Annotated in this window: 10 protein-coding genes; 7 read left to right on the top strand and 3 right to left on the bottom strand. The window is 59.0% G+C overall.

All coding sequences use genetic code 11. From position 1 onward, the window contains the following. Positions 1-71 precede the first annotated feature (71 nt). Positions 72-1,877, top strand: coding sequence for an ABCB family ABC transporter ATP-binding protein/permease (locus ACR0CG_RS01790; RefSeq protein ID WP_480522564.1), 1,806 nt, complete (start codon positions 72-74; stop codon positions 1,875-1,877). 64 nt (positions 1,878-1,941) lie between these two features. After that, on the top strand, positions 1,942-2,352 hold the full coding sequence (locus tag ACR0CG_RS01785; protein ID WP_480522563.1) for a DUF2147 domain-containing protein: 411 nt from the start codon (positions 1,942-1,944) through the stop codon (positions 2,350-2,352). A 30-nt stretch (positions 2,353-2,382) separates the two neighbouring features. On the opposite strand, the gene ACR0CG_RS01780 is transcribed toward ACR0CG_RS01785, so the two are convergent. Next, on the bottom strand, positions 2,383-6,180 hold the full coding sequence (locus ACR0CG_RS01780) for an efflux RND transporter permease subunit (RefSeq protein ID WP_480522562.1): 3,798 nt from the start codon (positions 6,178-6,180) through the stop codon (positions 2,383-2,385). Beyond that, entirely contained in the window at positions 6,177-7,409 is a 1,233-nt protein-coding gene (locus ACR0CG_RS01775) for an efflux RND transporter periplasmic adaptor subunit (RefSeq protein ID WP_480522560.1), read from the bottom strand. Before ACR0CG_RS01775 ends, ACR0CG_RS01780 begins: the two co-directional genes overlap by 4 nt. A gap of 226 nt (positions 7,410-7,635) precedes the next feature. Here ACR0CG_RS01775 and ACR0CG_RS01770 point away from each other — a divergent pair, with 226 nt between their 5' ends. The 5 genes from ACR0CG_RS01770 (at position 7,636) to ACR0CG_RS01750 (ending at position 13,286) form a co-directional block, all read left to right on the top strand. Next, positions 7,636-8,307: a hypothetical protein gene (locus ACR0CG_RS01770; protein ID WP_170805450.1), complete on the top strand. Its 672-nt coding sequence runs from the start codon at positions 7,636-7,638 to the stop codon at positions 8,305-8,307. Positions 8,308-8,352: 45 nt separating this feature from the next. Beyond that, positions 8,353-9,675, top strand: coding sequence for a PQQ-like beta-propeller repeat protein (locus tag ACR0CG_RS01765; RefSeq protein ID WP_480522559.1), 1,323 nt, complete (start codon positions 8,353-8,355; stop codon positions 9,673-9,675). Between the two features lie 49 nt (positions 9,676-9,724). After that, on the top strand, positions 9,725-11,188 hold the full coding sequence (der, locus tag ACR0CG_RS01760) for a ribosome biogenesis GTPase Der (RefSeq protein WP_480522558.1): 1,464 nt from the start codon (positions 9,725-9,727) through the stop codon (positions 11,186-11,188). 434 nt (positions 11,189-11,622) lie between these two features. Then, positions 11,623-12,609 (top strand): fatty acid desaturase, encoded by a 987-nt coding sequence (locus ACR0CG_RS01755; RefSeq protein WP_480522557.1) that lies wholly within the window; start codon positions 11,623-11,625, stop codon positions 12,607-12,609. Between the two features lie 92 nt (positions 12,610-12,701). Further along, positions 12,702-13,286, top strand: coding sequence for a helix-hairpin-helix domain-containing protein (locus ACR0CG_RS01750; RefSeq protein ID WP_480522556.1), 585 nt, complete (start codon positions 12,702-12,704; stop codon positions 13,284-13,286). A gap of 64 nt (positions 13,287-13,350) precedes the next feature. Here the strand turns inward: ACR0CG_RS01750 and serS are convergent, their stop codons facing one another. Then, positions 13,351-14,643, bottom strand: a complete 1,293-nt coding sequence (serS, locus tag ACR0CG_RS01745; protein WP_480522555.1) for a serine--tRNA ligase — start codon at positions 14,641-14,643, stop codon at positions 13,351-13,353. Positions 14,644-14,657 lie beyond the last annotated feature (14 nt).

Raw genomic sequence — 14,657 nt, 5'->3', positions numbered from 1 at the left:
CTCTGGCCCTTTTGGGGGCGGGGGCCTATTTCTGATCTCAGGACAGACACGTGAAGCGACGGACAGCCCCAATGCAATCTGATAACGGGTCAGAACCTGACGAACGGCGCTCTGGCTGGCGCACGATCCGAAAGGTTTCACCTTACCTGTGGCCCGATGATGAGCCATGGGTTAAGCGCCGCGTTGTTCTGGCGCTGACGATGCTGGTCGTGGCCAAGCTGATCGCGGTATATACGCCGATTCTGTACAAGGGCGCGGTCGATGCGTTGGCGGGCGAAGGTGTGCCGCCCATAGCGCTTGGTGCTGTCGGGCTGACAGTGGCCTATGGCGTCGCGCGGATGATGACCGTTGGCTTCCAGCAATTGCGCGATGCGGCTTTTGCGCCGGTTGGACAGCGTGCTTTGCGTGCGCTTGCGCTGGAAACCTTCCAGCACATCCACCAATTGTCCATGCGCTATCACGTGACACGCCGAACAGGCGGTCTGAGCCGGATTATCGAGCGGGGCGTCAAAGGGGTAGAGTTCCTGCTGCGGTTCCTGTTGTTTTCGATTGGGCCGCTGATCCTGGAACTGCTGCTGGTTGCGATCATCCTGATGTGGCTGTTCGACGTGTGGTACCTGGTTGTCGTCGCCGTCACCATCACACTGTACATATGGTTCACGTTCGCGGTGACGGAATGGCGGGTCAAGCTGCGCCGCGAGATGAATGATCAGGACACCGAAGCCAATCAGCGCGCGATCGACAGCCTGCTGAACTTCGAGACCGTCAAGTATTTCAATGCGGAGATGCGCGAAGCCGAACGGTATGACGTTTCGATGAAGGCTTATGCAAAGGCCGCCCTCAAGACCGCTTATTCGCTGGCCTTTCTGAATTTTGGACAGTCCTTCCTGATCACGTGCGGGCTGATCGGTGTCATGGTTCTTGCGGCCATCGGCGTGCAGAACGGAGGCCTGACGGTGGGCGATTTCGTGATGGTGAACGCCTACATGATCCAGATCACCGTACCGCTGAATTTCCTGGGCACGGTCTATCGCGAAATCCGCCAGTCTCTGGTGGATATGGGGCAGATGTTCGATCTGCTCGAACAGCCCGCTGAAGTAACCGACAAGCCTTGTGCACCCAATCTGAAGGTGAATGGCGGCCAGGTAACGCTCGAGGATGTGCGATTCGGGTATGAGGCCGACCGGGAAATCCTCAAAGGGGTATCCCTGACCGTACCGGCAGGGCAGACCGTTGCCATCGTCGGGGCGACTGGGTCCGGCAAGTCGACTATCGGGCGGCTTTTGTTCCGGTTCTACGATGTCACCGGTGGCGCGCTGAAAATCGACGGACAGGATGTCCGCGATGTCAGTCAGACCAGTCTGCACGCGGCCATCGGTGTCGTGCCGCAAGACACCGTGCTGTTCAATGACACGATCCGCTACAATATTGCTTATGGCCGCGAAGGAGCCAGCCAGCCCGACGTGGAAGAGGCCGCGAAAGCTGCTCAGATACACGACTTCATCGCCAGCCTGCCTGACGGCTATGACACAAAGGTTGGCGAGCGGGGGCTGAAACTCTCAGGCGGTGAGAAGCAGCGCGTTGGTATCGCGCGCACCTTGCTGAAGAATCCGCCGATCCTGCTGTTGGATGAGGCGACCTCGGCGCTGGATACCGACACCGAACAGGACATCAAGGACGCACTGGCGCGGGCGGGAGAGGGGCGCACTGTGCTGACCATTGCCCACCGACTGAGCACGATTGCCGAAGCGGATCGCATCGTTGTGCTGGAACGGGGCGAGATCCTGGAACAGGGCACGCATGACGAGTTGCTCTCTCGAGCCGGGCGCTATGCGCAGCTATGGAACCGGCAGCAATCGGACACGCAGGCTGCCTGACGCGCGTTGTGTCCGGCAGGATGATTTTGTGATAAAACAAGCCTGTTGATACAGGAGATTTCCGATGCGTCGATTTGTTCGAAAAGGCACAATTGCGGGCATACTTGCCGTGGCTATCAACCTTCCCACACTGGCCGCAGCTGATCCGATAGAAGGCGTCTGGAAGACCGAGCCGGATCGAAAGGACTTGATCTCGCACATCAAGATTACGGCGTGTGGCGACAAGTTTTGCGGTCAGATTTTGTCGGCCTATGACAAATCCGGAAAAGAGGTGCAGACGCCCAATATCGGGAAGAAACTGTTCTGGGATGTGTCCAGCGAAGGTTCGGGCACATATGGCGGCGGAGAGTTCTGGGTGCCACTACTGGATGTCGAGGCGGTGCCTCAGATGACGTTGCAGGGCGACACGCTCAAGGTCAAAGGATGTGAACATCACCTTTGTGGCCATCAGACCTGGACACGATTGCAGAATTGAAAAGGGCCGGTGTTGGCCGGCCCATGATCTTTATTCTGCTGCTTTCAGAGGCGGATTAGGTGGCTGATCCGACGCCTGGTCCGGTTTGACCACGGACAGAGCGTCTGTGACGTCATCGTCCTCCCAGATAACCTCGGTCGCCTGCGCTTTTCGCGCCGCCCGTCCAATGGCCATATCCTGCGCCAGCCGGCTGGCGTGGCCTGCCGAGGCGCGGGCCAGTGCCTTGCCCAGCCAGATTGTGTAGGTCGCCACCCAGACTCGCAGCGCCAACAGCGATGGTGTCACGATCAGTGTCAGTACGGTCGCGATACCCAGGCCAAAGACAACCGCAGTGGCAAGCTGTTTCCACCACAGGGCGGTGGGGCTGTCGATGGAATAACCGCCGTTGATGAAGTCCAGCGACAGACCGAACATCATCGGTGTCAGACCCGCCATCGTGGTCAAAGTGGTCAGCAGAACCGGACGAATGCGCGCCTCGGCGGTGCGGACGATGGCCTCGATCCGGGGCATGTAGCGGCTGTATTCCTGATAAGTGTCGATCAGAACGATGTTGTTGTTCACCACGATCCCGGCCAGCGCCACGATGCCCGTCCCGGTCATGATGATCGAGAACGGCTGTTGCATGATCATCATTCCGATCAGCACCCCGGTTGTGGATAGAACAACCGCCAGCAGCACCAGCACCGAGTTGTAGAACGAGTTGAACTGCGCCAGCAGGATCACGAACATCAAACCCAGTGCACCCATGAACGCATTCACGAGGAAGGCACCGGATTCTTCCTGTTCCTCCTGGTCGCCGGTCCATTCCCAGCTGACTGCTTTCGAAAAAGGTCCAGTGTCCAACCACTCTGTCAGGACGGCAATCCGTTCATTGGGGTTGATCAGCGAGAACTGCGCGTCGCCATCCTCGATCGCAGACCGGATATCCGCGGCGCTCTGGTTGCTGGTCAGCTCGACAATCTCATACGCCTCACCATCGGGGCTGGTCAGGGTCGCGCCCTTAGGCTCCGCGCCTTCCGCAACCGCCCGGACAACGGCCAGCCTTTGTTCAATGCCGTCCGCGTCGGTGATAACGACCTTGCTCAGCCCGGGCTCTACATCCGCTTTGATGTCGTAATACCGTTCCTGATTGATGCGGTTGATCTCGGCCAGTTTTTCAACCGGCTTGCGGGTTACGAAATTCGACAGTGGCACCAGACCATCCGAAGTGCGGACTTTCAGCGAATCCAGCGTCGAAAGAACGCGGTCTTCTTCGGGCAGACGCACACGAATCTCGACTTCTTCGTCGGTATTGTCCGGGCGCATCTCACCCAGCAGGATACCGCGTGTGACCAGCTGCACCATCGCGCCCACGGTCGCCACATCGGCCCCGAACCGACCCGCCTTGGCCACGTCCACGTCGATCTGCCAGTCAATGCCGGGCAGGGGCAGGGTGTCCTCAATCCGGACCAGACCGGGGGTGGTGTCGAACGCCTCACGCGCCGACAGTGTTGCTGAGGTCAACTCCTCCCAATTGTTGCCCTTGATGCGCAGATGCACCGGTTTGGCCGAGGCCGGACCCTGATCCAGCGGCTGAAGCTCGACGATGATTCCGGGCAGTTCGGCCAGACTTGCGGTCAGTTCCTCAAGCACCCTATCACCGTCGTATTTGGGATCGATGAAATGACGGTCAAACAGCCCGCCAAGGATCGGCTCTGACACGTTCGGGCGGTCTTCCCACGGGATGATTTCGAATTGCACGCGGCCAACGGTGTCGCCGGGGGCCTGCGCGCCACCGGTGTTCTGGTTCAGCCCGCCTTCACCGGCAAAGGCGAAGACGTTGATAACAGCCGGGTGCGCGCTGATGGTCTGTTCAGCGGCCAGAACAAGTGCGTCTTTTTCCGCCAGAGACAGGTTGCCACGGGCGCGGACATACGCGGTGGACTGTTCGGGCTCAGTCTCGACAAAAAACTCGACGCCGCGGTTGTTGTTCGAAAAGGCAGTCATCACCGACACAACGGCAAATCCGATCACCGCGATCGAGATGATCGGCATGATCGGATTTCCGACGAGGAATTTCACCACGTAACCAAAGGCCGTGTGTTCCTTGGCCGTATGCACATGGTCGTCTTCGCGGCGTTCGATCTTTGCCGCGCTCAGCGTAACCGACCCCGCAAAAGCGCCCGTCAGAAACAGGAACGCGCCGAACAAACTGCCTGCGGTGCCGCCGATTGGAAGCATATAGGTCGGGTTCAGAACCTGCATCGCACCCAGGAAAATCAGGTAGAGCGATGGCGGCACCAATACGGCGCGTACCCACCAGCGGGTTCGCGCGCGCAGCCAGTTCGACGTGCGGTCAAAAGTCCGGCTCAACCGGCCCGAAACACCGCCCATCACGGGCAGATAGATCAGCGCCACAATCAGAGAGGATGAAAGAACGAAGATCAGCGTGATCGGCAGCATCTTCATGAACTCGCCCGGAACGCCGGGCCAGAACAGCATGGGCAGAAACGCACAAAGCGTGGTCGCCGTCGATGACACGATGGGCCAAAACATCCGCTGTGCCGCCTCGACATAGGCGTGCATCGGGCCAACGCCTTCCTTGATGCGCTTGTCAGCGTATTCGACCACCACGATGGCCCCGTCGACCAGCATCCCGACCGCAAGGATCAGGCCGAACATAACCATGTTCGAAATGCTGACGCCCATCATGGCCAGGAAGGCGAAGCACAGCAGGAACGAGGTCGGAATCGCAAAACCCACCAGCAGCGCCGCACGGGTGCCCAGCGACGCCAGCACAACGATCATCACCAGCGCAACGGCCGTCAGGACGGATCCTTCGAGCTGACTGACCATCGAGCCGACGATACGGCTCTGGTCATTCGACGTGCCCACATCGACCGCAGCCGCCAGTTCCGGTGGCCAGATCTTCTGAGCCTCGGCAACGACCTTTTTGACCTCGTTGACTGTGTCGATGACGTTAAAGCCTTTGCGCTTGACCACCTGCAAGGCAACGGTGGCCTCACCATCGAACCGGGCAGTGCCTTCACGGTCTTCAAAGGTGTAATTTATCTGCGCCAGTTCGCCCAGCGTGACAACGCGGTCGCCATTGACCTTGACCGGCAGCCCGTAAACATCTTGCGCCGTCTTGAAGGACGAAGGGATTTTGACCGAGAATGTGCCTTGCGCCGTCTCGACCTCACCAGCAGCGATCAGCTGGTTGTTGTTCTGCACAACGTTGATCAGTTCTGCGGCGGTGACGTTGTAAGCCTCAAGCCGCAATGGGTCGATCACCACTTCAAGCAGTTCGTCCCGATTGCCGGCAATCCCGGCTTCCAGAACGGAATCCAGCGCTTCAAGATCATCCTGCAGGTCTTTGGCAACACGGGCCATTGTGCGTTCGGGAACCGCGCCGGTCAGGTTGACGATGACGATCGGAAATTCGGAGAAGTTGATCTCGTTCAACGAATATTGCTCGGCACCGTCGGGGAAATCAGCCTGTGCGCTGTTCATCGCGTCGCGGACATCGGCGGTGATCGCGGTCTTGTCCCAGCCGAAGTCGAATTCAAGTGCAATCCCGGCATAGCCTTCTGCGGCGGTGGCGGTCATTTCCTTCAGACCGTCCAGATCCGCCAGTTCGGTTTCCATGGGCTTGATGAGCAGGTTCTCGGAATCCTCGGCCGAAATGCCGGGGAACGAAACCGAGACGAACAGAGCCGGAATTTCGATATCCGGCTCGCCTTCTTTTGGCAGGCTGACATAAGCAAACCCGCCGACCATCAACGAGATCGCGATGAAGGCCAGGACCATTCGGGCTCTGTCGGCGGCCCAACTGACAATACCCGTCATTGCGACAATTCCCGGTAGGTCGGCGCGACACTGACGCCTTTGGTCACGAATTCCTGCCCAACGACAATGATATCCACCGTTTCAGGCAATCCGTCGATCCAGACACCGCTTGCGGTGTCACGCAGCAGATGAACAGGCATGAAGTCGACTACATTGCCCGCTGCAATTGTGCGAACCCCCAATTGGCCTTCATTGTTCAGCGTCAATGCGGATTGCGGCAGCAGGTGCGCCTTGGCGCCTTCGGCTGCGATGCGAATGTCAGCGGTCTGGCCATCGCGGATGGCCAGTTCCGAGTTCGGAACGGTGATCTCAACCTCGAAGGTCCGGGTGGTTTCATCGGCGGAACGGCTGAGGAATGTCACACGGCCCGTAACCTCAAGACCGGTCACCAGTTTGGCCGAAGCCTCGGACCCCACAATGATCCGGTTCACTTCGGTCTCGGGAACAAAACCCACTAGTTTGATCGGATCCAGCTGGATGACGGTTGCGCACAGCGATCCCGGCTGCATCAGGCTGCCCAATTCCGCTGTGTCGCTTTCCAGCAGGCCACGGAACGGCGCTTCGATGGTAAGGCGGTCAATCTCGCGCTGGGCCGCTTTCACCTCGGCCGCGGCAGCTTCGATTCCGGCGCGAGTGGCCTCCAGACCCGCTTCGGCCGATTTCACACCTGCTTCAGCGGTGCTCATGGCCGCTTCGCTGGAAATCCGGCGTGTTTCCGACCCAAAACCCGTTTCAGACAGCTTACGCGCCGCTTTCAGGTTGATCTCGGCCTCGGCCACGCGCGCATGTGCTTCTGCAAGCCGGGCTTCGGCTTCGGGGATGCGGCTTTCGGCCTCAAGCTTGCCCGCCATCGCTTCGGCCAGGCTGGCCGGGCGGGTGCCAGGGTCGAGTTCGCACAAAAGATCTCCGGCCTCGACAAAAGTGCCCTTGCGCTTGGGTTCTGACACAACGGTCGATATCGTTTCGGCCAGCACTTCGACCTGACGGTTCGCCTTGGTCTGGCCACGCAAAAGCACTGCGCTGTCGATCTCGCGCGCCGATGACCGCAAGGCTACGACCTTGATTGCATCCGGATTTTGGGCAGCTTCCGCGCTCTCACCACCTTCAGCGGCTTGTGCTTCCGTTACGTCATCTTTTCCAGCAAAGGCGAACAGCGCGTCCCTTTCGAACACTAAAAAGTATAATGCAACAATTACCAAAAGCGCGTTTGCGAATGAAATCAATCGCATGCAGAAATTCTCCTAGGATTCATTGCCAGATTTTCACTGGCGCTTATGCCTCAAAATGGGGTCCGGCATAGGCCATTTCCATACTGAACTGAATAGTTCGGTTTAGTTTTTTTCGCAAGGGCGCACTAAGCCGGTGAAAATGTGCGAAATCGGACCCTTGGCTTGGACGTGGTGCCGGGGTATGACATGGCGCTAATATGACAGGACACTAAGCCTGGGGGCAGGGATGAGCGACGTCGACAGTTTCATTGATGAGGTGACAGAAGAGGTGCGCCGCGACCGGCTGTATCTGCTTTTGCGCCGCTGGGGCTGGGTGGGCATTGCGGCGGTTGTACTTATTGTAGGCGGGGCCGCTTTCAACGAATATCGCAAAGCCAGCATTACAAGTCAGGCGCAGGCGCTGGGCGATGAAATTCTTGCGGCGCTGTCGCAAGATGATTCCGCCGAACGTGCCGCCGGTCTAAGCGGGATACAAACGCAATCGCCGGGTGGGGACGCAGTCCTGAAAATGCTGCTGTCCGCATCGCAGAACGAGGCCGGTTCGGCGCAGGATGCCGTGACCAGCCTGAACGCGGTTGCGACGCAAGCTGATCTGCCCGAAATCTATCGCGCCATCGCGAGCTTCAAGGCGTTGTTGTTGCAAAGTGAAACCCTTTCGGCGGACGAGCGTCGCCTGCAATTCGAGGCACTGGCCGCGCCCGGTGCGCCGCTGCGTCTGTTGGCAGAAGAACAGCTTGCGCTGATTGATGTCGCCGAGGGCAACACCGCCGCCGCGATTGATCGTCTGCAAGCGCTGCGGCAGGATGCCGAAGTTGGTGTCGATCTGCAGCAGCGTGCGACCCAGCTGATCGTGGCGCTGGGGGGCGAACCGGAACAACTGGTCGCCCAGCAAGGCTGATTGAGACAGCGAAACAAGAATGACGACAGGCGAGTTCGGAACATCATGGTAACGAGACTATTCCCCCGCATTGGACTGCCATTGGCGGCGATTGCCCTGACGATGCTTGCGGCCTGTCAGGAACCCGAAGTCATTCTGCCCGGTGAGCGCGAAGACATCCGTCCTGCGTCCGATACCGAAACTGTTGAAACCCGTGGGTCCAAACCGATCAGCCTGCCGGGGCAGACATCGAACGCCAATTGGGCGCAAAGTCCGGGCACAGCCGCTTTCCGAACCACAAACGCCGCGCTCAGCTCAGCGCCGCAGCGCATCTGGTCCACTTCGATTGGCGAAGGCGATTCCCGCAAGAAACGGATTACAGCGGAACCAGTTGTTGCTGGCGGGCTGATTTATACCCTCGATTCCGGAGCCACAGTGTCGGCCGTTACACCTCAGGGGCAGGTCGCCTGGAGCACCAACCTTATCCCCCCAAGCGACGGTGATTCCGACGCGACAGGTGGCGGAATGGCCTATGCCGACGGGGTTTTGTACGTCTCATCCGGGTTTGGTCGCCTCACGGCGCTGGATGCCAAGACCGGCGCGCAACGCTGGCAAAAACGGCTGAACGCAACCGGCAGCGGTGCGCCGCTGGTCAAAGACGGGTTGCTTTACGTCGTCGCCGGGGATGAGACTGGCTGGGCTGTGAATACCAAGGATGGCCGTATTGCCTGGCAGGTCGAAGGAACACCCAGCGTTGGGAACGTGCTTGGGGCACCGTCGCCCGCGCTGACCTCGGACCTCGCGGTCTTTGCTTTCGGATCCGGTGATATTGCCGCGACGTTCCGCAGGGGCGGCATCCGCCGCTGGAACGCTTCGGTCGCGGGCGGACGTCGTGGTCGCGCGGCGGCCCGGATCGTTGATGTCACCGGGGGGCCAATGGTAACCGGGGACACGATCTACATTGGGAACCACTCGGGCCGGACCGTGGCACTGGAAGGTGGGTCCGGAGAACGTAAATGGACCGCCAACGAAGGTGCGGTTGATACGGTCTGGCCGGTCGGAAACAGCGTCTTCCTGATCAGCGACCGCAGCCAGTTGGTGCGACTGAACGCAACAGACGGATCGGTGATCTGGGCGCAGGACCTGCCCGGATTTGTCAAGGACAAGCCCGGACGGCGCGGGGCGATCTTTGCGCATTATGGTCCGATCCTTGCTGGCGGGCGCATCGTTGTGGCCTCGAATGACGGGTACGTGCGCTTTTACAGCCCGGTTGACGGAACCCTGGTTCACCGGATCGAAGTCCCCGGCGGGGCGACCGCGTCGCCCGTTGTTGCGGGGCGCACTTTGTATATCGTGTCCACCAAAGGTGCACTGCACGCTTTCCGTTGACGGCAAGATGCGCTAAAGGGCGCACCTTGAGTCTTGAAAGTTGAGTATCATGTCGCTGACCCTCGCTATCGTGGGGCGCCCGAATGTGGGCAAATCCACACTGTTCAACCGCCTTGTGGGCAAGCGCTTGGCCCTGGTCGACGATCAGCCCGGCGTGACACGTGACCTGCGCGAAGGCGAAGGGCGGCTTGGCGATCTGCGATTCACCGTGATCGATACGGCGGGTCTTGAGGATGCAACGGATGACAGTCTGCAGGGGCGGATGCGCCGTTTGACCGAGCGCGCGGTGGATATGGCCGATGTCTGCCTGTTCATGATCGATGCGCGTGTGGGGCTGACACCCACGGACGAGATGTTCGCGGAAATCCTGCGTAAACGATCCAAACATGTGATCCTTGCGGCCAACAAGGCCGAAGGGAACGCGGCGGATGCCGGTGTGCTTGAGGCTTATAATCTGGGTTTGGGAGAGCCCGTGCGCCTGTCGGGCGAGCATGGCGAAGGAATGACCGACCTTTACGCCCACCTCATGCCGCTGGCGGATGCGATGGCTGAGCAACAGGCCGATGAAGCGCCTGTGACGGATGTGGAACTGGACGAAGAGGGCGAAGGCGAAGCGCGCCTGATCACCGATGCGAAACCGCTTCAGGTTGCTGTTGTCGGTCGTCCAAACGCCGGAAAATCCACTCTGATCAACAAGATTATGGGCGAAGATCGTCTGCTGACCGGTCCCGAAGCCGGGATTACCCGCGATGCCATCAGCTTGCGGATCGACTGGGCCGATCCCGATGGCAACAGCACGCCGATGCGGATTTTTGACACCGCCGGAATGCGCAAGAAGGCCAAGGTGCAGGAGAAGCTGGAAAAGCTGTCCGTCTCGGACGGGCTGCGCGCGGTCAAGTTTGCCGAGGTCGTGGTGGTTCTGCTGGACGCGGCCATACCGTTTGAACAACAAGACCTGCGCATCGCCGATCTGGCCGAACGCGAAGGGCGCGCCGTGGTGGTCGCGGTCAATAAATGGGACATCGAAGAGGACAAGCAGGAAAAACTGCGCGATCTGAAAGAATCCTTTGAGCGGCTGTTACCCCAGTTGCGTGGTGCCCCGCTGATCACCGTTTCAGCGAAAACGGGCAGGGGGCTTGAGCGTCTTCGTGCCGCCATCCTGCGTGCCCACGACGTCTGGAATCGCCGTGTGCCGACCGCAGCCTTGAACCGCTGGCTGGCAGCCATGCTGGAACAGCACCCGCCGCCTGCGCCGCAGGGACGTCGGATCAAGCTGCGCTATATGACCCAGGCCAAGACCCGCCCGCCTGGGTTCGTGGTCATGTGCTCGCACCCGGACAAGATGCCGGACAGTTATTCGCGGTATCTGGTGAACGGATTGCGTGAGGATTTCGACATGCCCGGCACACCAATCCGGCTAACCCTGCGTGGGCAAGGAGACAAGAACCCATACAAGGGGCGGCGCAAGAAAAACGCCGGGGCCCTGGCAAAGCACCTGAAGGGTCGCGGCTGATCCTTGGGTCAGGTTCGGCTGATGTAGCCGTACCGGATCATGGATTTTTGATATGTGCCCGATTCCAAAGACTCGGTACGCTTCGGCCGGTTCATGAAAATTGCGATGTGCGCGGCCCCGATTTTCGGTCAAGCGCGGACATGAGTCAAAAAAGATAAAAACATCGCGATATTTGTTCGTACTGGCGCCGTCAGTTTTGATCTTGAGAATGCGAGACAAAGGTGCCGTGGGGTCAATCTCGGCGCCGGTGACGGAACAGCTTGGCAAAGACTTGAGCGGATTTCCCCGATCACTTGGACAATGTCTGAAAGAAAATGCTATCTATGCCTTTGTTGGAGCATAACAATTACCTGCGCCGGTCTTGCTTTGAGACTATTCGTGTATAATCTGACGATGAACGTTCACACCGGCCAACAGAGGAAAGTGGGACGGTTATGGATCTCAGGGAATATACCCGCCGATATGCGGTTCAGGACAATCGGCTTGCCAGCCTAAGCTATTTTGGGACCTTTGCGGTGTATTTCACATCGCTGGCTTTGGCGATCATCTTCGTGGACCGGTGGTATGTCATGGTCCCGGCCGGCATTGTTTTCGCATTTTCGGCAGTGCGCCTTTACGTGTTGCAGCACGATTGCGGCCATCATTCCCTGTTTGAGACGCGTCAACAGAACGAATGGGCGGGGCATGGCTTGTCACCCTTCACCTTTGCACCTTTCGAGGTGATGAAGCAGAACCACAATCTGCACCACGCCGGTATTGGCAATCTGGAACATCGAGAGACGGGTGAGATTCACACCATGACCTTGCGGGAATGGAATGGTGCCGATTGGAAAACGCGGCTGTTTTACCGGCTTTATCGCAATCCGTTCATCCTCGTGCCGGTTGGTGCGCTGTTCACCTACTTCATTCGCTATCGCTGGCCCAAGAACACCGTGCGATTTGGGGCAGGTGGGGTGCTGTTGCACAATCTGTCGATCATCGTGTTTCTGGGTTTGCTTTATTATGTGGCCGGGACAACGGGGATTCTGGTCTGGTTGGTTTTTTCGTTGTTGGGCGGAATGCTGGGGGTGTTTCTTGTGTATCTTCAGCATAACTTTGAAGACACATACTGGGATCGCCGCCCGGATCTGGACCCACAGGTTGCCGCTTTGCAGGGGTCTTCAGCACTGGACTTCGGCTGGTGGTTCGACAATGCAGTCGCCTGCATCACGCTGCATGATATCCACCATTTCAACGCGCGCATCCCGTCCTATCGACTGCGCGCCTGCCACTATAACCTTCCGCCTGAATTTACCCCGCGGCGGATCAAATTTCGCGAGGCGGTGGCAGCACTGAACCTTAAGCTCTGGGATGAGGATGCCAAACGCCTTGTTCCGTTCCCCAGGAAGGCCTCGACAGGCGATCTGGCTCATAGCGGCTGACGTCTGGCTGGTGAGCCTAACTGTCAGGGGGTTGGGCTGATGTACATCCAACGTATATATGTATTCGAGTGAAGAATTGGAAAGGACCAATAATGACCGCAGTGACCAAAATAAAAGGTGTGGGCCAGGCGCTTGCAAAATCATTGAGCGACAATGGTTTCAAAACTGCGGAAGCCATCGCCAAGGCAAACGCCGCTGATCTGGTCAAAATCCCGCACATAGGTGCATCACGTGCGCAAAGGCTGATCGCAGCCGCCAAGGAAGCTGTTGCCAAGCCAACTGGGACCAAGCCGGCGACCCGGCGCGCACCGGCCCGAAAACCTGCGGCCCGCAAAACCGTAGCGGCGGCTGCCGCTGAAAAGCGGGCAAAAGAAGAGGCGCGCAAGGCGGCCGAAGAAAAAGCTGCGAAGGAACAGGCAGCAGCCAAAGCCCAAAAAAAGGCCAAAGCCAAGGCCAAAGCCGAAAAAGCCGCCAAGAAGCGGCTCGAGATGGAGGCGGCCTTTTCCGAGGCGAAAGATAAAGTGAAGGCCAAGTCCAAAAAGGCCAAACAGAAGGCAAAGTCCAAAAAGGACAAGGCAAAGAAAGACGTTGCCAAGAAGTCGGGCAAAGACGCCGCCAAGAAGTCCGGCAAAAAAGAGGGAAAAAAGAAGAAGGAAAAGAAAAAGGCGAAGAAGTAGTCCCTCTCCGCCTCGACTTGTTTCGCAAACCGGCGCCGTATCAGACGGTTGCCGGTTTTTTGTTTCAGGACAGTGTGCCGTCCGTCTGCAAAGTCAGCTTGCCGCCCAGGTAAGGGGCCAGGACATCCGGAAGGGTGACGGTTCCGTCTTCATTCTGACCGTTTTCCAGGACGGCAATCAGGCAGCGCCCAACCGCAAGACCCGAACCGTTCAGGGTGTGAACATATTCCGGCTTGCCTCCGCTTTCGGGGCGGAAACGCGCGTTCATGCGGCGGGCCTGAAAGGCCCCTGTTGTCGAAACCGAACTGATCTCGCGGTATGCATCCTGCCCCGGCAGCCATGCCTCGATGTCGTAGGTCCGGCGTGCGCCGAAGCCCATGTCACCCGTGCACAGAACCACAGTGCGATAGGGGATGCCCAATTGCTCCAGCAAATCCTCGGCGCAGCGCAGCATACGCTTTTGCTCGTCATCCGAGTTGTCGGGATGGGTGATCGAGACCATCTCGACTTTTTCGAACTGGTGTTGCCGCAGCATGCCTGCCGTGTCCTTGCCTGCGCTTCCGGCTTCGGACCGGAAACAGGCGGTGTGTGCGGTCATGCGTATAGGCAGGGCGCTTTCTTCCAGAATGTCACCGGCGACGGAATAGGTCAGCGTGACCTCGGATGTCGGAATAAGCCACCAGCCATTGGTTGTCTGATAGCTGTCCTCGCCGAATTTGGGCAGTTTGTCGGTGCCATACATCGCCTCGTCCCGCACCAGAACGGGCGTCTGCATTTCCGTCAGGCCGTTCTTGTCGATATGCGTGTCCAGCATGAACTGCGCCAGTGCGCGATGAATGCGGGCGACGCCTTTCGACAGGTTCACGAACCGGCTGCCGCTGGTCTTGGCGGCGGTTTCAAAGTCCATGGCTGCGGCAACGGCAGGGATTTCGTAGTGCTCCTTGGGTTTGAATGCGAAATTACGCGGAGTACCCCAGCGATTGACCTCGACATTTTCGTTTTCATCCGCGCCTTGCGGCACGTCGTCGGCAGGGACGTTGGCAATGCGCGCCAACTGGTCGGTCAGCAGGGCGTCCAGATCTTTGGCTTCGGTCTGCATCCGGGCAATCTCGGCCTTTTTCTCGGCCACCAGTGCGCGCAGACGCTCGAACTCGGTTTCGTCGCCGCGCGCCTTGGCGGCGCCGACTTCTTTGCTGGCCTTGTTCTGCTCGGCCTGGGCGGTCTCGGCGGCAAGTATCTTGGCGCGTCGGCTTTCATCCAGCCTTAGCAGGTCCGACGACACCGGCGCGTCCCCACGGCGCGCAAGTGCGGCGTCGAAGGCGGCTGGGTTTTCGCGAATGGCGCGGATGTCGTGCATTGTTCAGATCCTTG

The sequence above is a fragment of the Ruegeria sp. AB8 genome, from assembly GCF_056542605.1.
This window is presented reverse-complemented; position numbering and strand designations above follow the sequence as displayed.